Origin of the sequence: Microcoleus sp. N9_A2, from assembly GCF_036701775.1 — a bacterium.
Lineage (GTDB): Bacteria > Cyanobacteriota > Cyanobacteriia > Cyanobacteriales > Microcoleaceae > Microcoleus.
In genome coordinates this window covers 21,429-41,549 of the sequence record NZ_JAUBRH010000018.1, presented here as the reverse complement: position 1 = coordinate 41,549, position 20,121 = coordinate 21,429, and the positions used below count along the sequence as shown (strand labels likewise).

At 44.8% G+C, this 20,121-nt stretch carries 15 protein-coding genes; 7 read left to right on the top strand and 8 right to left on the bottom strand.

Annotation, left to right across the window (positions count from 1 at the left end; translation table 11 throughout):
* Window positions 1-51 precede the first annotated feature (51 nt).
* On the bottom strand, window positions 52-1,317 hold the full coding sequence (locus QUA44_RS13595) for a hypothetical protein (RefSeq protein WP_333251787.1): 1,266 nt from the start codon (window positions 1,315-1,317) through the stop codon (window positions 52-54).
* A 91-nt stretch (window positions 1,318-1,408) separates the two neighbouring features.
* Between QUA44_RS13595 and QUA44_RS13590 the strand changes: the two genes are divergently transcribed.
* From QUA44_RS13590 to QUA44_RS13580, 3 genes are all read left to right on the top strand, one after another.
* On the top strand, window positions 1,409-2,431 hold the full coding sequence (locus tag QUA44_RS13590; RefSeq protein WP_333251786.1) for a hypothetical protein: 1,023 nt from the start codon (window positions 1,409-1,411) through the stop codon (window positions 2,429-2,431).
* A 79-nt stretch (window positions 2,432-2,510) separates the two neighbouring features.
* Window positions 2,511-2,924 (top strand): hypothetical protein, encoded by a 414-nt coding sequence (locus tag QUA44_RS13585; protein WP_333251785.1) that lies wholly within the window; start codon window positions 2,511-2,513, stop codon window positions 2,922-2,924.
* Complete coding sequence (locus QUA44_RS13580) at window positions 2,921-3,181, top strand: ParE family toxin-like protein (protein WP_333251784.1); 261 nt, start codon at window positions 2,921-2,923, stop codon at window positions 3,179-3,181. The genes QUA44_RS13585 and QUA44_RS13580 overlap by 4 nt, the downstream gene beginning before the upstream one ends.
* Window positions 3,182-3,256: 75 nt before the next feature.
* On the opposite strand, the gene argS is transcribed toward QUA44_RS13580, so the two are convergent.
* Window positions 3,257-5,014 (bottom strand): arginine--tRNA ligase, encoded by a 1,758-nt coding sequence (gene argS, locus QUA44_RS13575; RefSeq protein ID WP_333251783.1) that lies wholly within the window; start codon window positions 5,012-5,014, stop codon window positions 3,257-3,259.
* Window positions 5,015-5,371: 357 nt separating this feature from the next.
* Between argS and QUA44_RS13570 the strand changes: the two genes are divergently transcribed.
* The 3 genes from QUA44_RS13570 to QUA44_RS13560 all read left to right on the top strand — a co-directional run bounded on the left by QUA44_RS13570 (window position 5,372) and on the right by QUA44_RS13560 (window position 11,832).
* Window positions 5,372-5,767 carry a hypothetical protein gene (locus tag QUA44_RS13570; protein ID WP_333251782.1) on the top strand — a complete coding sequence of 132 codons (396 nt, stop codon included), beginning with the start codon at window positions 5,372-5,374 and terminating at the stop codon, window positions 5,765-5,767.
* Window positions 5,768-6,478: 711 nt separating this feature from the next.
* A complete protein-coding gene (locus QUA44_RS13565; protein WP_333251781.1) occupies window positions 6,479-7,870 on the top strand; it encodes a malic enzyme-like NAD(P)-binding protein in 1,392 nt (463 codons plus the stop codon).
* 116 nt (window positions 7,871-7,986) lie between these two features.
* The gene (locus tag QUA44_RS13560; RefSeq protein ID WP_333251780.1) at window positions 7,987-11,832 is read left to right on the top strand and encodes a PAS domain S-box protein; all 3,846 of its coding nucleotides are present in this window, start codon (window positions 7,987-7,989) and stop codon (window positions 11,830-11,832) included.
* 324 nt (window positions 11,833-12,156) lie between these two features.
* Here the strand turns inward: QUA44_RS13560 and QUA44_RS13555 are convergent, their stop codons facing one another.
* The 3 genes from QUA44_RS13555 to QUA44_RS13545 form a co-directional block, all read right to left on the bottom strand.
* Window positions 12,157-12,639 (bottom strand): GNAT family N-acetyltransferase, encoded by a 483-nt coding sequence (locus QUA44_RS13555; RefSeq protein ID WP_333251779.1) that lies wholly within the window; start codon window positions 12,637-12,639, stop codon window positions 12,157-12,159.
* Between the two features lie 91 nt (window positions 12,640-12,730).
* Window positions 12,731-13,315, bottom strand: a complete 585-nt coding sequence (locus QUA44_RS13550; RefSeq protein ID WP_333251778.1) for a tRNA isopentenyl-2-thiomethyl-A-37 hydroxylase MiaE — start codon at window positions 13,313-13,315, stop codon at window positions 12,731-12,733.
* Window positions 13,316-13,797: 482 nt separating this feature from the next.
* A complete protein-coding gene (locus tag QUA44_RS13545; RefSeq protein ID WP_333251777.1) occupies window positions 13,798-15,978 on the bottom strand; it encodes a tetratricopeptide repeat protein in 2,181 nt (726 codons plus the stop codon).
* Window positions 15,979-16,077: 99 nt separating this feature from the next.
* Here QUA44_RS13545 and QUA44_RS13540 point away from each other — a divergent pair, with 99 nt between their 5' ends.
* Window positions 16,078-16,746, top strand: a complete 669-nt coding sequence (locus tag QUA44_RS13540; protein WP_333251839.1) for a glycosyl hydrolase 108 family protein — start codon at window positions 16,078-16,080, stop codon at window positions 16,744-16,746.
* Window positions 16,747-16,826: 80 nt separating this feature from the next.
* On the opposite strand, the gene QUA44_RS13535 is transcribed toward QUA44_RS13540, so the two are convergent.
* The 3 genes from QUA44_RS13535 to QUA44_RS13525 form a co-directional block, all read right to left on the bottom strand.
* A complete protein-coding gene (locus tag QUA44_RS13535; RefSeq protein WP_333251776.1) occupies window positions 16,827-18,524 on the bottom strand; it encodes a S8 family serine peptidase in 1,698 nt (565 codons plus the stop codon).
* 181 nt (window positions 18,525-18,705) lie between these two features.
* On the bottom strand, window positions 18,706-18,927 hold the full coding sequence (locus QUA44_RS13530) for a hypothetical protein (RefSeq protein ID WP_333251775.1): 222 nt from the start codon (window positions 18,925-18,927) through the stop codon (window positions 18,706-18,708).
* Window positions 18,928-19,086: 159 nt separating this feature from the next.
* On the bottom strand, window positions 19,087-20,121 hold a 1,035-nt coding region (locus QUA44_RS13525), incomplete at its 5' end, for a calcium-binding protein (RefSeq protein WP_333251774.1).

The window sequence follows — 20,121 nt, the reverse complement described above, 5'->3', positions numbered from 1 at the left end:
TCCCTACCCAAAATATTGTAGGGACACGGCACTGCCGTCTCCTAATTTCGGCTACTCCATTCCTTGAAAATACCAGTAAAGATTAGCAACAGTTAAATCATTGACTTCTTGCCAATTTGAGGGGGCTAAAGCTTTATAGCCAGAGGTAGTTGCTTTCTGACTGATATAAGATTCATGTTGTTGACGCAAGCTAGGTTTTATCAAAAATCGCAATTGATCGCGTAGTGATTTGAAGTGGGATTTTTGCTGCAAGTTTTCGTAGAGCGCAATTTCTTCTGGTTCTGCCACTATAGCAACTTCTTGATTAGTATTTAAAACTGGTGTCGTTTCCATATTTAAACTAGCCAATTGTTTACGCTCATCAGCCGATAAACTTAGCATCCAATCTACCTGATTTTGCCAAGAGTTTAAAACTGCTAGATCCTGATTGTAAATTCGTGTGATTTCTGGAAATATAAAATCAATTTCATCTTTTGTGCAGCGCTCAATAACGGTGAGAATGTCTTGGCGTATTCTTTCTTGGAGGTGGGAAAGGGAATTACTTACAGACGCAGGCTCGTTCAGCAATTGATAAGTTAATGAAATTGTCTGCTCAATTGCCCAAGCACATTCAACTCTACGAAGATAGCCAACTGCACAAGTGGCCTTAAATAAGTCAGGATTATTATAGTCAGCTAAAGCATTGGCTAAAATGTTTTGTGCGCTTGTTAAGGTAGAATTTCGGGTATGTTTATCTTCCATTAATAAAGCATTTTGAATTAGTCTCTGTGCTTGAGCAAATTTCTGATAAGCTCGACTTAAGATTAAACAATGTTGCTCAAAATTAATGCTTTCAGCTAACAGTTTGATTTCCGCAATAACTTCTGCTTTCTCGTCTTTCAGCAGTGCCGCTATATCAATAAAGCCATGTGTAACTGTTAGCTTCAATTCCTTAATATCTTCCCTCATTTTCAAGGTTTGATGAAGGTTAACGGCTGACAGTGCAGCTATGGCCACCACGCCGACACCAATGACGGCAGTAGATGCTGACAGAATGCCCACATTAGCCGAAAGAGATTTTAAGCCATACTGAATCACATCTAGTCTTTTGTAAGTTTCTTTAAAACCCATATCTGTTTGAACCATTTGCCCTACACCTAATACAAAATCTGGAATAGCTAACAACGGCTCGGCAACCATCCCAATTGCGGCACCTACAAAGTGACCTGTTGCCCTGTCTCTAGCTATTCCCAATAATACTCCTGCACTATTCTTCACGACTTCATAAGTGCCGGAGATGATACCAGCCTGTATGTGAGGAGGAAACACAAAAACCATATTTTTTTACCTGAATAGCGATTAATCTTACACATTATAATATATTATATGATTATGGTTAAATCTGTCAGTCTACAGTGGAATTACTTAGATGAACGAATTCATGAAAGCATTTCAGAACATCGCCCAATATTCGGCTCTCGTCGCGGCGGATGATGATAAATCCTTAGAAATTAAGAAATCTGCTACAACCGTAATTAAGTCTGTCCAGCCTGGGTTTGATGAATTGAGGGAATCAGCCACCAGACTTGAGAAAGTTGTGCAAAAATGCCGAAACGATATCGATCACGCTGAAGACGTTTGGACTTGTAAACTTGGGATTATCCAAGCTTCAAAACAGGAAATATGGCAACAGCTTGGGGAACTGAGCGGCTGTCATGTCAGAATTAATGAACTAGGGCAGCGATGTCAAAATTCGGCGATTGATCAATCTCAAGATTATTGGGATAAAATATTTGATGTCCGTGTAAAACAGAAGTGGTTTATTGATACAGCCAATAAACAAAAAAAAGGAATTGGCTGGAAAGAAAAGGATGATTTTATTAAAGATATTCCCATCGTTATGAATCTTGTTTGTATGGAAATAGATCAAATTATTAAGCGCAGCCTAGGTCTAGTTTATCAAGATCTTAGCACGATTAACTTAAAAGTGCTTACCCAGTATTTCCAAAATTTAGATAAGCAGACAAAAGATGTGTGGAATCATCAGATGAATTCAACTTTTAGCCAGATAGCAAATAAATTTGAGCAGCCGAATGTTTACTTGCCTGGGAATACCCAATCACTGAGGTCTGCACTTATTTCGGCTCTGGATGATTTATCGAAATACCGTTTAGGCGATCTTTTTTGGGAAGAGGTTGTAAATTTCAAAAAGCAGGTTTCAACCGCGGTCGATAATTGCATCAATTCAATCTTTGATGACAGATTATACCATGGAAGTAGAGCTTTAGTTAAAGCCATGAGATTTTACAATGAATTTCTCGAAAAGCAAGATAGATATCAGAAAGAAACACCTGCACAACGTCAGGCTGAAAGAAACTGGATTGATTCGCAATGGACAGAAATTCAGAGACTGGAAAAAGGTATTGAAGTAATTCTAAATTCTTCTCCATAATTCTTTAAGCTACTGTCATTGTACTAGAGCACACTTCTTCATACGCTAAAATAAACTTAGTCACAATTCCATCAAAAAAATGACAACAAAAATACTCGAACTAGAGGGAACGTGGGAAGAAATTCTTGCCCAATCAGCAGAGTTTGCCGATCGCCGAGTTCGCATCATCGTTCTTGCTGACGAGGAACCGCTGAAGTCAGCCGAAGATTGTTTTCGTCAAGGATGGCACGAAGCAATGACAGGAGAGACTGTACCGCTTTCTGAACTGTGGGATGGCATTGATGCAGCGATCGAGATGATGCAGTCTCTCCCAGAAACTTTACAGCAGCAAGTAGCAGAATACTTGAAAGACTATATCGCAGACTTAAAAGATGAGCTTCAATGGGACGAATCTTTCCAGAAAACGCAACCGCAACTTGTGGCTGCTGCTCAACGCGCAAAACAAGAAATTGCTGAAGGAAAGGCACAGGAAATGAAACTTAATGAGTTATGAAATCTGCCACCCTTCCTTCCTTTTGGGAAAAATACAATTCTCTTGACAGTAGAGTAAAAGAGCAAGCTAGAAAAGCTTATCGTTTCTGGCTGGAAAATCCCTTTCATCGATCTTTGCACTTCAAGTGCATCAACCAGGAAGAAAATATCTGGTCTGCGAGAATCACGCGCGGCTATCGAGCAGTAGGGATTTTACAAGGAGATACAGTGACATGGTTTTGGATTGGGAAACACGATGATTACGAACGCTTTTTTTAGTATGAATCAGTCAATATTGAATCTAGTCATCTCTTCAAAAAGGCGATCGCTCTTTCTCGATCGGCGGTTAAAAATTTACATCCTCTCCAATACCTGAATCCCTAACAATCCTAACCCCAACTTCAAAGTCCTCGCCGTCAAATCGCACAACATTAGCCGCGAAGTCCGCAGCGGTTCCTCGGCTTTCAAAACCGGACATTGCTCAAAAAATTGATTGAACTTTTGACTTAATTCAAACAAATACTGACAAATTCGATTCGGCAACAAGTCGCCGCCCACAGCATTTATAACTTCATTGAACTGCAATAAATGCTTTGCCAATACTAACTCGGCATCTGACTGCAAAATTACTTTTGCACCTGCATCTAAGTTATCAAAATTAATCTCTCCTTTGCGGCGAATGCCCTGGACGCGCACGTAAGCATACAGCATATAAGGTGCGGTATTTCCTTGCAATGCAAGCATTTTGTCGTAGCTAAATACATAGTTACTAGCGCGATTTTGACTTAAATCGGCATACTTAACCGCACTTAAACCAACTGTGCGAGATACGTTAGCAATAAATTCTTCTGTTTCGTGTCTTTCCTCTGCTTTTAATCTGTCTTCTAAATCTTGGCGGGTGCGCACGATCGCCTCATCGAGCAAATCCTGCAAGCGCACAGCTTCTCCTGAACGGGTTTTTAATCTTTTGCCTTCTTCTCCCAAGACTAAACCAAAGGGAACGTGGACAATTTCGACATCTTCGGGAATCCAACCGGCTTTTCTGGCTACGGCAAATACTTGGGCGAAATGGTTGGCTTGTCCTGAATCTGTGACGTAAATGATGCGCTTTGCATTGTCGTTTTGGATGCGGTAGCGGATGGCTGCTAAATCTGTTGTGGCGTAATTGTAGCCGCCGTCGGTTTTTTGGACAATTAGCGGCAGTGGTTCGCCTTCTTTGTTTGTGAAACCGTCTACAAAAACGCATTTTGCGCCGTCGCTTTCTACTAGCAAACCTAACTTGTTTAAGTCTTCGACTACTGCGGGTAATAATGGATTGTAAAAGGATTCGCCGCGTTCGGTTAATTTGATATCGAGCAAATCGTAGATTACTTGGAATTCGCGGCGGGATTGATCGCACAGCAATTTCCAGGCGCGGCGGGTGTCTTCTGCGCCTGCTTGCAGTTTTACTACTTCTTGGCGGGCGGTTTCTTTGAAGGTTTCGTCTGCGTCGAAGCGCTGTTTTGCTTGGCGGTAAAATGCTACTAAATCGCCTAAATCTAGAGCGTCAGCGGTTGTTAATGCTTCGGGGTGAACTTCGCGCAAGTAGGCGATCAGCATCCCGAATTGGGTGCCCCAGTCGCCGATGTGGTTGATTCTGAGTACGTCGTGGCCTTGAAATTCGAGGATGCGGGCGATCGCATCTCCGATGATTGTCGATCGCAAATGTCCGACGTGCATTTCTTTGGCGATATTCGGGCTCGAAAAGTCGATCGCCACTCTCTGAGGCGTTTTCACCGGTTCAATCCCCAAACGGGTGTCGGCGGCGATCTCACTTATTTGCGCTTCCAAATAAGCCGGTTTCAGCTTCAAATTGATAAAACCTGGCCCGGCGATTTCTGGGGTTTCGCAGATGTCGGCGATGTCTAGGTTTTCAATAATAGCAGAGGCGATCGCCCGTGGGGGCTTGCCTAACTTTTTGCCCAAACTCATAGCTGCATTGCACTGAAAGTCCCCAAACTTGGGATTTCCCGCAGGGGCTAGCATCGGATCTGTACCCGCATAACTCTCGCCGAATGCGGAGGTGAAGGCTTTTTCAAATCTGGTTTTTAACTGTTGGGCGATCGAGTTCATCTTTAATATTTTGATTGGATGTTTATTTTAAACTCTAGATTAAGCACTTTTTGCCAATAATACTCTTACTACTTAGGTAATTTCCCTCTGGTTCTCTTCCTCTGTCCCTCTCCCCCTCTCCTCCTCTCCTCACCTACTAGGAAATTTTGTACTTAGCTTTGAGCTGCTGATGCGATCAAAATTACTGGCCGTGATAGCACAGACTACATTTTATCACAGTTGCGATCGCTACACAAATTAAAAATTATCACATCTAGTCAATGATCTCGATCGCTAGATCATTTTGTTAAATCGCTTACATTAAGGTATGTTAAAATTTTTTCAATGCACCCAAAAATCCTACGAAAGGAAGTAGTTATGTTATCTCAACCTGTTTTTGGCGATCGCTCTCTGACCCAAGCCTTTTATCAAGCAGTAATCGATCGCTTCTACGACGGTTTCAGTCTCTCCACCCAAGCACTATTACGAGAATGTACCCTCGGCTTTGCCCCTTGTCCCGATGGAGTCAAAACCTTTTTCATCATCGCGCCGAGTCTGGATGCAGCAGAGCAACTAATGGAAAAAATGGACAGTATTTTGGAGCGAGTTGCCGAACTCATGGCTGGAGTCGGACAAGTTGCCCTGTGCATAGTTCCCCCCGGTAGCGAAGCAGAGCAACCGGTCGATCTGCAAGACTTAGAAAAAGTTCCCGCCGATTGTCTGGCTTGCAAATTCTTTACAATTATATGGGCCGATGCTGCGGCCGATCGGTAAAATTGACAGTTAGCAACCAGCAACTCAACAGGGTTCGGCCCAAGCTGTTCCCGTGGTGGCGCGGGATAGATTGTCTGTTAGTTACAGTCCCTGGAATTATCGGGCAAAGCGTGCAGGTAATTAGAGCGTTTGCAAGGTTGCACTCGCAATCCTTGGCAAGTGTTAAACCAGACAAAATATATATCAAAAGCCCGCTTGTCAGTCGCTCAGATTTTTACCTGCCGGCTCAAACAGCCGTGCATCTACTTTTTACATTCCCAATAAAGGTCACCAAAAAGCCGCATCAACTCTCCTGGGTGTCTCGCTTCAAAAGACAGCAGCAGAAATTAGGCCGTATCGCTGGAAAATAGATTTTTGCGAACTATCTGCTGATGTTCAGAATAAGCAGAAATATTATCAAAAATAGATAAGAGTTCCGCAGGTTGACCTCAGAAACCCGGTTTCTACCCCCGCGCTTCATATTCGCGGTTCGCTGGGAAATTGACAAAAAATAGGCTGCTTGTGGGAAAGTCACAAGCTAGAAACAGAGCAAAGCTTTACTCAAAAAAAGATCAGTTTTCCAGCGACACCCCTGGCAGTGCAGAGCGATCGTACCACAGGCTCATAGAATTTGTTAAAAATTTCAGTTAAAAATTTGAATTATTAAATTTTATGCCTAACATTGGGGATAAAATCTAAGATTGAAATTCTTAAATCTGAAATCAAGGCATCATGGTCAAACTGACACCGAACCCCAGCTTTAGTTTAACAATTCGCGTTGCTCTGCCCAACAAGCCGGGAATGCTGGCAAGAGTCACCAGCGCGATCGCATCTGTCGGCGGCAACTTCGGCCAAATCGACTTGATCGAGCAAACCCGTGCCACTACCATTCGCGATATCACCGTCGATGCTTACAGCATTGAACACAACGAAGAAATAGTGCAAGCAGTGAAAGGACTGCCAGATATCAAAGTGATCGACGTGTACGATCGCACTTTCAACTTGCACCGCGGCGGAAAAATCAGCGTAGTTAGCAAAATTTCCCTCAAACGCCAGTCAGATTTGGCAATGGCATACACCCCTGGAGTCGCCCGCATCTGCACAGCGATCGCCAATGACCCCCAACAAGTTTATAACCTCACAATCAAACAAAACACTGTTGCCATCGTTACCGACGGTAGCGCAGTTTTGGGACTGGGAAACCTCGGCCCTGCCGCCGCACTGCCAGTCATGGAAGGCAAAGCCATGCTATTTAAAGAATTTGCAGGTATTGACGCCTTTCCTATCTGTTTGAATACCCAAGATACCGAGGAAATTATTCGCACAGTGCAGAATATCGCCCCGGTTTTTGGCGGCGTTAACCTCGAAGATATTTCTTCTCCCCGCTGCTTTGAAATCGAAGCAAGATTGCGGGAAACCTTAGATATTCCCATTTTTCATGACGACCAGCACGGCACTGCAATTGTCAGTTTGGCAGCATTAATTAATGCCTTGAAAATCGTCAAAAAAACCATCGCAGAAGTGTGTATCGTGATTAACGGAGCCGGTGCGGCCGGAGTTGCGATCGCCCGCTTGCTGCGTAAAGCAGGTGCCCAAAACATCATCATGTGCGACTCCAAAGGCGTTCTCTCCGAAGACCGCACGGATATGAACCCAGAAAAACTAGAATTTGCCGTGGCTTCGAGCGGTACTTTGGAAGATGCGATCGCCGGTGCCGATGTATTTTTAGGCGTCAGCGCGCCCGGAGTGCTCACCCGCTCAATGGTGCGTTTGATGGCCGAAAATCCCATTGTTTTTGCAATGGCAAATCCCATTCCCGAAATTCAGCCAGAATTAATTATGGAAGATGCGGCGATCATAGCAACCGGACGCAGCGACTACCCGAATCAAATTAACAATGTTTTGGCATTTCCGGGGATATTTCGAGGTGCTTTGGACTGCAAAGCCGCCACGATTACGCCCACTATGTATTTGGAAGCAGCTTATGCGATCGCCTCTTTAGTCAGTCCTTCCCAGCTTGACAAAGAACACATTATACCATCAGTTTTTGACGAAAGAGTTGCCATTGCTGTCGCCGGTGCAGTGCAGTTGGCCGCCCGATCCGAAGGTATTGCCCGCGATTAATTGACGGAAGAAGGAAGAAGGAATAACTTCCTTCTTCCTTACGGAGTGAGAAAAATCACAGCAATAAACAAGATAATAAAGATATAATTAAATATCACAAGCCCAGCTATGTTCAGATGCAAAGCCAGTTAGGAAAAGCCAAGCGCGATCGCTGCAACTGCAAATTGTTAGAACTCAGCCCGATCGGGCTGGCATTGTGCCGGACAGACGGGACTTTTCTCGACGTAAATCCAGCTTTTGCAAGTATTATCGGCCGCACAGTTGCAGAAACTCTCCACCTCAACTACTGGGAAATTCAGCAAACACAGTGCGCTGCGAGAGAAAAATATCTAGAATGTCAAGCAAAAAATAGCTGCACGGGCCCGTGCGAAGCAGCATACAAACATAAAAACAACCATCTCGTACCGGTGCGAGTTTCGGAACGGGCAATTGAAACAGAGGGAGAGTGCGCGATTTGGCTGAGTGCTGAAGAAATTTTTAACCCTGGGCCTGAAAATATCGAGTCGCTGGAATCAGCGCCGTCGCACTGCAATTCTTCACATTTAGAAAAATTGCTCGCAAAGCAGACTGCCGAACTGGCAAAAACGAAGGAACTACTCCAAGAAAAAATTGCCGAACTGCAACAGGCTCAAGAAAAATTGCGTCTCCAAAGCCAAATTATCGACCAAATTCACGAGTCGGTGATTTCTACAGATATGGACGGCTCGATCGGCATTTGGAATCAAGCCTCCCAAAAGTTATACGGCTATCAAGAAACTGAGGCTATCGGACAGCACATTTCTCTAATTTACCCGCCAGAACAGCACGAGTTTTTGTTAGAGCAAGTCATAAAACCGCTACACAAAAAAGGCGAGCATGAAATTGAAGTTATCACACGCCGTAAATCTGGAGAAAAAATTTCCTCGCACCTGATGCTTTCGCTATTGAAAGACAACACGGGAGAAATTGTCGGGATGATTTGCTATTTAACAGATATCAGCGTTCGCAAAGCTTTAGAACAAGAATTAGCACAGAGACAAGCACTATTTGATGCCTTTTTTAAGGAGGCGCCGGCGGGGCTTTGCATTTTGGACTCCCAACTGCGGTACGTGCAAATTAATCAATTTCTAGCAGAAATTAATTGCCTGAGTCCAACAGAGCACATCGGCAAGACTGTACGCGAAATATTGCCGAACATCGCTCCAATGATAGAGCCTTTATACGAACAGATTTTGAGGACGAAACAACCCCTAATTAACATCGAGATGAGTGGCGACAATCCAAGACAGCCGGGGTTGATCCGACACCGGACAGGCTCTTATTTTCCCCTGCTCGACAACGATGGCGAGGCGATCGGCATCGGTGCAGTTGTAATTGACATTAGCGATCGCAAACTTGCAGAAGGTGCACTGCAAAAAAGCGAACAGCTTTACCGCACAATGGCAAGCAACTTTCCTAACGGCGCGGTGATGTTGTTCGATCCAGAACTGCGCTACACGCTGGTAGAAGGTATAGAATTAGCAGCAGTGGGGCTTTCCAAAGAATTGATGGAAGGCAAGACAATCTGGGAAGTATTCGAGCCAGATGTTTGCGCTGACATCGAGCCAACTTATCGGGCGGCACTGGCAGGAGAAACAGTTGTTACAGAATTTTTTTACAGCGATCGCGTTTACCTCGGTTATGCTTTGCCAGTCAGAAACGAACGGCAAGAAATTATCGGCGGATTGCTAATGACTCAAAACATTACGGCTCGACAATTAGCAGAAGAAGCCCTCAAGGAAAGCGAGGAAAAATACAGGTGCATTGTCGAGACAGCCGACGAAGGAATTTGGATCATAGATGCGGAGGGTAAAACTACTTTTGTCAACCAAAAAATGGCCGATATGCTCGGCTGCACCCCAGAGGAAATGAGCGGGGAGTCGCTCTTTGCTTTCATGGATGCAGAAGGCATCGCGATCGCACAAATCAATCTCGACCGCCGCCGTCAAGGAATTAACGAACAGCACGATTTTAAGTTCCTTCGCCGAGACGGCAGCGACTTGTGGGCGATGGTTTCTACTAATTCCTTGACCGACAAACAGGGACGCTATGTGGGCGCTTTGGCAATGGTTGCCGACATTACCGATCGCAAGCAAACAGAAGCCGCATTGCAGCAGTCGGAAGCCAAATTTCGATCGCTCTACGAATTAACCAGTTTGCCTGTTTTGATGTTATATGACAATGACATCTGCGATGCCAACACAGCCACCCTAAAACTATTTGGCTGCACTACGCCGCAAGAGTTGTACGGCAAAAACCCAGGCAAACTGTCGCCTCCTTTCCAACCCAACGGCAGAGATTCTTTGAGCTTGACTGACGAAATGATGGATCTCGCCTTTGAGCGGGGCAAGCACCGTTTTGATTGGGTTCACCAGCGCTTAGACGGTACTGATTTTCCCGCAGAAGTCGTGCTGACAATCATCGAGGTTGGAAATGAAAAAATTATCCAAGCAGTTATTCAAGATTTAACCGATCGCAAACTTGCAGAAGAAATTTTAGTGCGATCCGAACAAGCGCTCAGACAACAAGCTCAGCGAGAACTACTGCTCAATCAAATTGCGAACCAAATCCGCACTTCTTTAGATTTAGACACAATTGTAGAAACAGCAGTTCAAGAAATTCGCAATCTGATGCACCTAGATTGGTGCATCTTCACTTGGTATCGCCCCAACAGCAATCCTCCCGTTTGGGACGTAACTTACGAAGCGAAGAATGCAGATTTGCCGAGTATACTCGGCACTTATCCTGTAGACCACAAATCTAGTCTGGCAGTGCGACAGATTTTGCGGCGAGAAATTCTGCGAATTGAGAATGTCAGCACTTTTGAAGATGTAGAATTGCGCGAACTTTTCCAGGCTTCAAAATTTCAATCCGTGCTGTCGCTGCCAATTCACACTGCTGCCGGCGATATTGGGGTGATTACCTGCTATCAGGCTATGTCCGTGCGAAATTGGAGCGACTCTGAAGTCGAACTGATGCAAGCGGTGGTCGCTCAAATTGCGATCGCGATCGACCACGCCGAACTGTACACCCAAACCCGCAAAGCGGCCCGACTAGCTCAAGCTCAAACTCAACAGCTAGAAGAAACTTTGCGCGAACTCCAACGTACCCAAACTCAATTAATTCAAAGTGAAAAAATGTCTAGTTTGGGACAGTTAGTAGCAGGTGTCGCCCACGAAATTAACAACCCGGTTAATTTTATCTATGGCAATCTCAGCTACACCAGCGAATACACTCAAAACTTGCTAAAAATGCTGCGACTTTACCAGAAAGAATACCCGCAGCCTAGCGCAAGAATTGTAGATGCAAGGGAAGACTTTGAAATTGATTATCTTATTGAAGATTTACCGAAAATTTTAGCATCTATGAAAGTCGGAGCCGATCGCATCCGCGACATAGTTTTGAGCCTGCGGACTTTTTCAAGACTTGACGAAGCCGAAAAGAAACAAGTTGACATTCACGAAGGCATTGAAAGCACGCTGCTGATTTTGCAAAACCGCCTGAAACATAAAGCCGATCACCCGACAATTAATGTGATTAAAGAATACGGTAATTTGCCTTTAGTGGAATGTTATCCCGGTCAGTTAAATCAAGTATTTATGAATTTGTTAAGCAATGCGCTCGACGCATTGGAAATGGAAATGAAGAAATCCGATCGCACGGCCAAAAATCTCGCAATTACGATTCGCACCCAAGTAACCGACAATAACAGCGTTGCCATCTGGATAGCTGACAGCGGCCCAGGGATGAGCGAAGATGTGCAAAAGCGCTTGTTTGACCCGTTTTTCACTACTAAACCTATTGGCAAAGGAACTGGCTTAGGATTGGCGATTTCGCACTCTATAATAGTAGAAAAACACGGTGGCAAGCTTTCTTGCAATTCTGTATTGGGAGAAGGTTCCGAATTTGCGATCGAGATTCCTCTGCGGCAAAAAATTAATTAAAACTGCAAAATTGCCAGAAACCGGGTTTCTTCCGAGATCTGTCGTCACCCAACCGAGATTTTCCCAGAAACCCGGTTTCTTAGACTTTGCAAAATTCCCAGAAACCCAGTTTCTTCCGAGATATAGCAACCGCCACATAGGTTAGGACATAAATAATGTCATGAATAGATCCTATGACCCTTTAGCATAAACGGTTTGATGCTCGTACTATGTAACTGTCAACTGTCAACTGTCAACTGTCAACTGCTATATATCGTCACCCAACCGAGATTTTCCCAGAAACCCGGTTTCTTAGACTTTGCAAAATTCCCAGAAACCCAGTTTCTAACCTAGAGATTTTACGTAAACCCGATCGCACCTTGGCGTCTCCACACCAGTTGTCGGTAGATATCCGCTATTTTCGTACATTTTCACAGCTTCTTTGAGAATACTAGCAGTTTCTATCCAGATTTCCTCAAAGCCGCGATCGATAATTTTACTTTCCAATTCTTGCAGTAAAAATTTCCCCAAACCTTGCCCCCTTGCTGCGGGCAAAATATACATTTTGCGAATTTCCACAGCATTATTTCCGCGCTCAATCGGATAGTAAGCCGCCGTACCCACTATTTTACCCTGGCGTTCAACTACCCAAAATTCGCCGCCTTGATTATGATAATGTAGTTCTACATCATAGACATCTCGATCTGCCCCGTGAGGTTCGCATTTTAAACCGTACTCTGCTAAAACATCCCTAATTAAATAGAAAGCCTCAGCGCGATCGCGCGTTTCCCAGGAACGAATTAAAAAATCGAGATGTTGGGTTTTCATTGGTTGTTGCAACGTATATTTATTTTTTGACTTGAGCAACTGTAAAATTAGTTGTTTTTTGTATTTTACCGTCTTTAAATGCACCTAGATTTTAACTGTGAATTCTCGGTTCGGGATGAAGACTTGCCAGCAACTCGCTCTCTACTAATGATAATTCCTCCAGCCTGTCAATCACAAGAGGGCGATCGAAATAAGTTGTTGCTAAAATCCAATATACACCGTAATGGCGCGCTTCCGAAGCCATCAAACTGCGATAAAATTTAGCTAATTCCGCGTCGGGACAGCGATCGCCCAGCAGCCCCAACCGTTCGTGACTGCGCGCTTCTATCAAACCAGAAACCAACAAAGAATCCAAAAGTCTCTCCGGTTCCTGCTTGCGAATTTGGGCGGACAAACCGGCACCGTAGGGAGGTGCAGCCAAAGGGCCCAAAGCAATGCTGCGCTTTTCTAACCGCTGGTTGACTTGCTCGAAATGCTCTAATTCTTCACGGGCGATCGCCGTTAGCATCCTCACCAATTTTTCCCTTGCTGGGTAGCGAAACATTAAATTTAACGCTACTCCCGCCGCTTTCCGCTCGCAGTGAGAATGGTCTAATAAGATTGTATCCAAATGGGCGAGCGCCTGTTCTATCCAAGCTTCCGAAGTCGGTTGTTTTAAAAACTTAATAGTTGTCATTAGTCAGTTGTCAGTTGTCAGTTGTCATTAGTCAGTAGTCAGCAGTTAAATAGCCTTCGATCAAATAACCTTTCTCGGTTTGTAGTCATTGTAGGGTGCGTCAGGATTGAATCTTTTATCACATTGCTGATTGTTTCGCCTGACGCACCCTACGGGCTGGAAATTGTAGGGGCGGGTTTAGCTAATAAGCTCTGATACAAGCGAGAATATGAGTGCAAAACCCGCTGGAAATTGTAAGGGCGGGTTTAGCTAATAAGCTCTGATACAAGCGAGAATATGAGTGCAAAACCCGCTGGAAATTGTAGGGGCGGGTTTAGCTAATAAGCTCTGATACAAGCGAGAATATGAGTGCAAAACCCGCCCTTCTTCTTCCCATGTAATGTTTATTTTCACCTTACTTAGTCAGCAATAATTAGTCATGCTATTCTATACTTCTTCCCATGTAATGTTTATTTTCACCTTACTTAGTCAGCAATAATTAGTCATGCTATTTTACACAATTTTTCAAACACCGCATACATATCACCAGCAAACTTTTTCGGATTCCACAGCGGCGACAAATTGGCTGGATCTTTAGATTTTACCAATTGTGCTTTAATTGCATTTCTCAATTCACGTTCTTTGCCCAATTTTACACCCACTTCCACATATTCCGACCAAGACAAAGCCACACCAGTTTCAATTCCCAAAGTCTGCAAAAACGAATAACCCATTCTCGACAAAAACTGCTCTCCTGTGCGAGTCACCACCGGCAAATTAAACCACAAAGCCTCTAAAGTGTGAGTTCCTCCATTGTAAGGATAAGAATCTAACAAAACATCGGCTAGCAAATAGATAATTCTGTGTTCTTCCTCAGTAGCAAACCTCGGCAAAAACTTAATTCGGTGCTTGCTCACTTTCTCAGCTTCGCAAGCTTGGTGATATGCAGCCTCAAACACCGCAGCATCGCCTAAAGCTTTGTGAATTAAGATACTGTTCGGCACTTGTTTGAGAATCGCAATTTGGGCTTTTACCAACTCGTAATTAAATTTTCTGCCGGGAGCAACGCACAGGTAAACTATCTGATCCAAACCGATCCGATTCGACCTTCTCAATGCAACGGGATCAACTCCATATCTCTGAAAACCGGACACCGCCACAAAGGAATCAGGCATCCTAATTACCTGCTCGTCATAATATTTTTCTCTGTCAGCGGGGTGCGAGTGCCAGTCTGTAAGAAAGTAATTTTCCGGCGATAGGTAAGGGGCGTCAAATCCCAGCCAAGAAACACAAACTGGTGCTGGTTTTTGGTAGAGAATGTCAGCGTGAACTGGTACGCTGAGAGAATCTAAATCGACTAAAACGTCCAGTTCATCTTGCTGAATTTTGTCGATAATTTCTGCGGAATTGGCAAGTCCGTTCGGGTAGGTTGTCGGAAAAGTCAGTTTGCCCCAAGTTTCAAATTGCTGAGTGCGATCGTCAGGAATAATTCTTTCGGAAGCGTACAAATACACATTCGGTGTGATGTCGGACAATTCGCGAATGATGTCAGCGCTGCACCAACCTACAGAATGGCGGCTAAAGTGATTGGACAAAAAGCCGATTTTTAACTTGCTGGATGGAACACTTGGTTTGAAACGGTAATTTGCGGGTTGAGAAAAATTAGGTTTAATACATTGATCGATATACTTTTGGGCAATTAATCTGTAAAGTTTTGAGTTGGCCGCCAAGTCATCTCGCAAATAGGGCGTGCTGAATAACAAATTTGCATAAAGCGATTTAATTTCCACCGGGCTAGCGGTGTCTAAGTTTTGCTGCAAGTACGACTCTAGCTCTAAAAATCGATCGCCCGCAATTTGATTTAATCCCGACACTTGATAGGTGCTGATGAAGTAAATCGCGGTCATAATTGGATCGGTTTCGGCACACATTTGGCTGTATTGGTGCACGGCTTGCCGCGCGGCAGCTAAATCGCTAGTATCTCTGAGGATGCCGCACAAATGTTGGTGGGCAGAAATAAAATCGGGTTTAATTTCTAGGGCTTTTTGAAGGTTGGGTATTGCGTCTTTAAATTGACCCTGGTGGCGCAAAACTCGGCCAATTTGACAGTATGCTTCGGCTAAATCGGGTTTGAATGCGATCGCCTGCTGCCATGCAGCCACCGCCTCATCTAACTTCCCTTGCCGCGCTAATTTATCTCCTAAGTTTAAGTGAAAATCTACCTGAGCAAGGTGGGGATTGAGTTCGAGAGCTTTTTGCTCGTATGCTACCGCTGCATCCTGCTGCCCCTGCTGCTTCAGTGCCCCTGCCAAATTCCAGTAAGCAGCCGCCAAATTTGGTTTAAGTTCGATCGCCTTTTCGTAATTGACAATCGCCTCCACCAAATGCCCTTGTTTGTAGAGCATACTGCCCAAATTAGCATAAGCCTCAGCAAAATCGGGATTTAGAGCGATCGCCTCAGAATAAAACCGCATCGCTTCATCAATTTGGCCGCTTGCTTGCTGCACATTGCCCATTGTCACGTAAGCCGCCGCCCAATCCGGCTGCAATTCCAGAGCTCGGCGACAAGCAGCGACGGCTGCTGCTAAATTGCCTTGAGAGTAATAGGTTTCTGCAACGACTGTCAGCGATGCAGCATCTTCTAATTGGGGTGTTTCGGATTGGTTGCGAAAATCGGAATTCATTTGGCGGCCTATCTGTGCTATCAAGTTAAAGGTTGAATCTATATTATTTTGCACAGTAGCAGTTTTAGCGGAACTACGGGCGATCGTCACACAGAATTTATGAGCGACAAGCAAGCGACACAGCGCCAACATAACATCAAGTGGAAACCAAACCTCCTGCTGGGGATACTCTTGTTAACCTTAGCAATCCCCTTACCCTTTGCCCAAAAGACTTTCGCACAGCAGCAGCAGACAGCCAGCTTTACGCAAAAATTATTTCAAACTGCTCTTTATTTCACCCTATATTTTGAGGGTGGATTCAGCAATCACCCAGCCGATAAGGGCGGCAGAACTTATCGGGGCGTCTTGCAAACGGAATACAACGCCTACCGCTACAGTCGTGGGCTTCCGCCCCTAGACGTGACGCAGATGTCGGAAGCAGAGCTCCTAGAAATTTATAAATATTACTGGGATTCGAGCCTCTCGGGCACGATGCAGCCGGCTTTGGCGATCGTCATGTTTGACACCGCCGTTAATTTCGGTATTAATAACTCTATTACTTTTCTCCAGCAAGCATTAGGATTGCCGCAAACGGGAGTTTTTGACTCGCGCACCAAGGAAGCGCTGAAAGGGGCAAATAATAGAAATACCGCGCTGCAAATGATTAACGAACGAATTATTTACCGCTACAAAAGGGTGCAAGAAGATCCGACTCAGATGGCTTTTTTCCGGGGTTGGCTGAGTCGCGATTATAGTTTGTGGGGCTATGTGAATAAGATTAAGAATTAACCAGGGCTGATTCATTTTCTCAAAACTGTAGTAATCCCACGACAGGGGTTTACACCCCTGTCTCATTAACCCTATAGATGCTATACAGTCAACCCATTTGGATTAGCTGTTGTTGTCAAAATGTACTCAACTTGAGCCGGAGTGAAAGTCGGATTGGCATTCAAAACTAAAGCCGCTACACCCGCTACGTGTGGCGTTGCCATAGATGTGCCACTTAGGGTGTCATAGGTGCTATAGGGAGTTGTAGAATAGATGTCTACTCCCGGAGCAACTACGTAATCCAAAGGTGTGGAACCCGCACCGTTCGAGGTGTCAGCCATCCTGCCGTTTATATCAATACTGCCCACGGCAATTCCCCAGCGATCGGCATTACGAGCTGGATAATCAGGTAGGCTAAAACCAGAATTTCCCGCTGCTATCACCACAACAGAGCCTTTGTTATTTGCATACTCAATTGCGTCATTCTCCTCGTTGGAAGGGTAAAACTCATTTCCCAAGCTGAGGTTAATTACATTTGCTCCATTATCAGCAGCATAGCGGATTCCAGCAGCAACATCATTACTATAGGCGTCACGAAAGCTGTCTATCACTCTGATAGGCATAATCTTAGCATTGGGCGCAACTCCTGTGCTCCCAAAATCATTTCGTTCCGCCGCGATCAAACCTGCTACGTGAGTCCCGTGACCGTAGACATCCAAATCCATTGGGTTGTTATCGTTATAGACAAAATCCCAACCCCGAATATCATCAATAAATCCGTTGCGATCGTCATCAATGCCATTTTCCGCAATTTCATCAGCGTTCTGCCAAATATTATTATCCAAGTCGGGATGGTAGTAGTCAACACCAGTATCAATGACAGCTACAACAATCCCATTTCCTGTAATGTTCTGATTCCAAACTTCGGGCGCATTGCTCGCGTCTAGCCCCCAATTATTCTCGCTCAAATTAGGAACATCAGGGAAGAGAGTTGAGCTGTTCAGGGTGCGGGTAACTGCTGCATTTGCATTCACTAAACCATAGCCGTAATTGCCATTAAAAACACCGTTAGGTGTTGGAATATCGGGCAAGACAGGAACAGGTGTTGCAGAAATAGTCAGGTTGTAATTGGTAGAGCCTGAGTAGCTAGAGACTTGGACAGAGTATGTACCTGGAGCCAGATTGGGTAAATTAATCACATCCGGGGTAGTGCCAAGCTTATAAGAGTAGCCAATACTTTCACCAAAATCAAAAACACCGTTGCGATTTCTATCTTGAATTAGGTCTACGTCAGCATCCGCCGTCAAACCGTCGAGACGCAGGCTGAAATTGCTATTAGTGTTGATATCGAATCGGTAGAAATCGTCGATATCGCCTGTCCCCACGAACTCAGTTAAGCTGATGCTACCGTTCTGAACGCCAACAACATTACGAGCTGTCAAAAGAGAGTTATCTGAATCGGATAAATTTAACTGGGAAGCAGATATTGTTCCCGTTAGGGGATCTGTGTTTGCGATCGCTGACTGTGACTGCGGTTTGAGTTGAGCATCGCTCACAGAGTAACTAAAGCTAGCGCTGGCATCCGCTACAATAAAATCCGTAGTTTGTGTCTGTTGGTCGGTGCTGAATGCTGGGAGCTTAGGAAAGCTAGATTCAGCACTATCACTAGAAACATTGAATGGATACTCGATCGCTAGCTTGAGCAAGTCGTTGTTAACCGGAAATGCTGATGTGGCGATCGCCTTTGGCTGTTGAATGCAAAAAAGGCGATCGGTAGGATTCGTCTTGATGTCTAACATAAGTTAAAAAATTGGTAAATTGCAACAAATGTGAATTTTTTTGTAGTAAGGACTTTAGCTTTTATTATTGACATCTGTAACTCCGGGTTCTGCTTGAAGGACATACAAATTGCTGCCGCTGATTTTCACTGAAGAACTTTAGAAGGGCAACCACAGGATTGCCCCTACGCTGGAGTTAAATCTAAAGCAACACAAAATCCGATGCAGTAATCGAACTATTCAACCCAGTCACAGTTGCCAAAACTCGATCGGTCGATATAACTTTCAGCACTGTTCCTGCCGCAGTTTGACTAATTTCTAACTGCTGGAAAGTCAAACCGTTATCGATCGCAAATTTATCGATACCAACCTCAAAATCCAGGATTGTATCTGAACCGCTACCTAGTCTAATAGCGAAAATCATCGCTATGAGAACTAATGAGTTTAAAAAATTTTCCGATCAGTCCTCATAGCGAGGACTTTAGCTTTGAGGCAGGGGTTTAAACCCCTGCCGGACTGCTGGTTTGACCTTAAGCGATCGCCCTTCTAGAAAACTAGACAGCGATCGCCCTTTGCAAACCCTCTAAATCAAAGTGATATTAGCACTCACAAAACTTCCCAAAAGTTGGTCTGGCTTCACCGAGTTAACCACAGCCAAAACTTGACCGGAATCCGCAACTCGAATGACAGTGTTGCAATCAACTTCATCCAGTCGCAAGTTATTAAAGGTCAAATTTCCAGTAAGCCCGATCGAATCAATCCCAACTTGGAAATCGGCGATCGAATCTGCAAAAGCTACATCTGTTGCTGCCCCATTTGGTCGTAGCAAAAACAAGTCACTCCCCGGCCCGCCAATCAAAGTATCTTGAGCCAAATCGCCACTAATCGTATCATTTCCTTCCCCGCCGAACAGCAAATCTAACCCTTTGCCGCCGAACAATACATCATCGCCATTGTCACCGGTGACAGTATCATTACCTCGATCGCCCCTGAGTCGATCGTTCCCATCACGGCCGACAACCAAATCGTTATCCTTGCCGCCAAAAATAACATCATCGCCAAAAGCGCCATCGATCGTATCACTGCCGGGATTGCCAAAAATGCGATCGTCCCCATCACCTCCAAACAGACTATCAGAAGCATCCAAACCAAACATCGTGTCATTGCCCCTGCCGCCATTGATACTATCTTCACCGCTAGTACCAAACAGCAAATCATCTCCTGAATTTTCCAAAGTTACGATCGGGCCAGGTTCCAGTACAGGCATTGGTATAGATATCGGACTTGGGCATGATGCCGTCGAAGTCGGAGTTGGAGTTGGTTCAGGCGTTGGAGTTCCTGTTGGAGTTGGAGTTGGTTCAGGCGTTGGAGTTCCTGTTGGAGTTGGAGTTGGTTCAGGCGTTGGAGTTCCCGTTGGTGTTGGAGTTGGTTCAGGCGTTGGAGTTCCCGTTGGTGTTGGAGTTGGTTCAGGCGTTGGAGTTCCCGTTGGAGTTGGAGTTCCCGTTGGAGTTGGAGTTCCCGTTGGAGTTGGAGTTGGAGTCGGAGTTGGAGTTGGAGTTGGAGTTGGAGTTGGAGTTGGAGTTGGAGTTGGAGTTGGAGTTGGAGTTGGAGTTGGAGT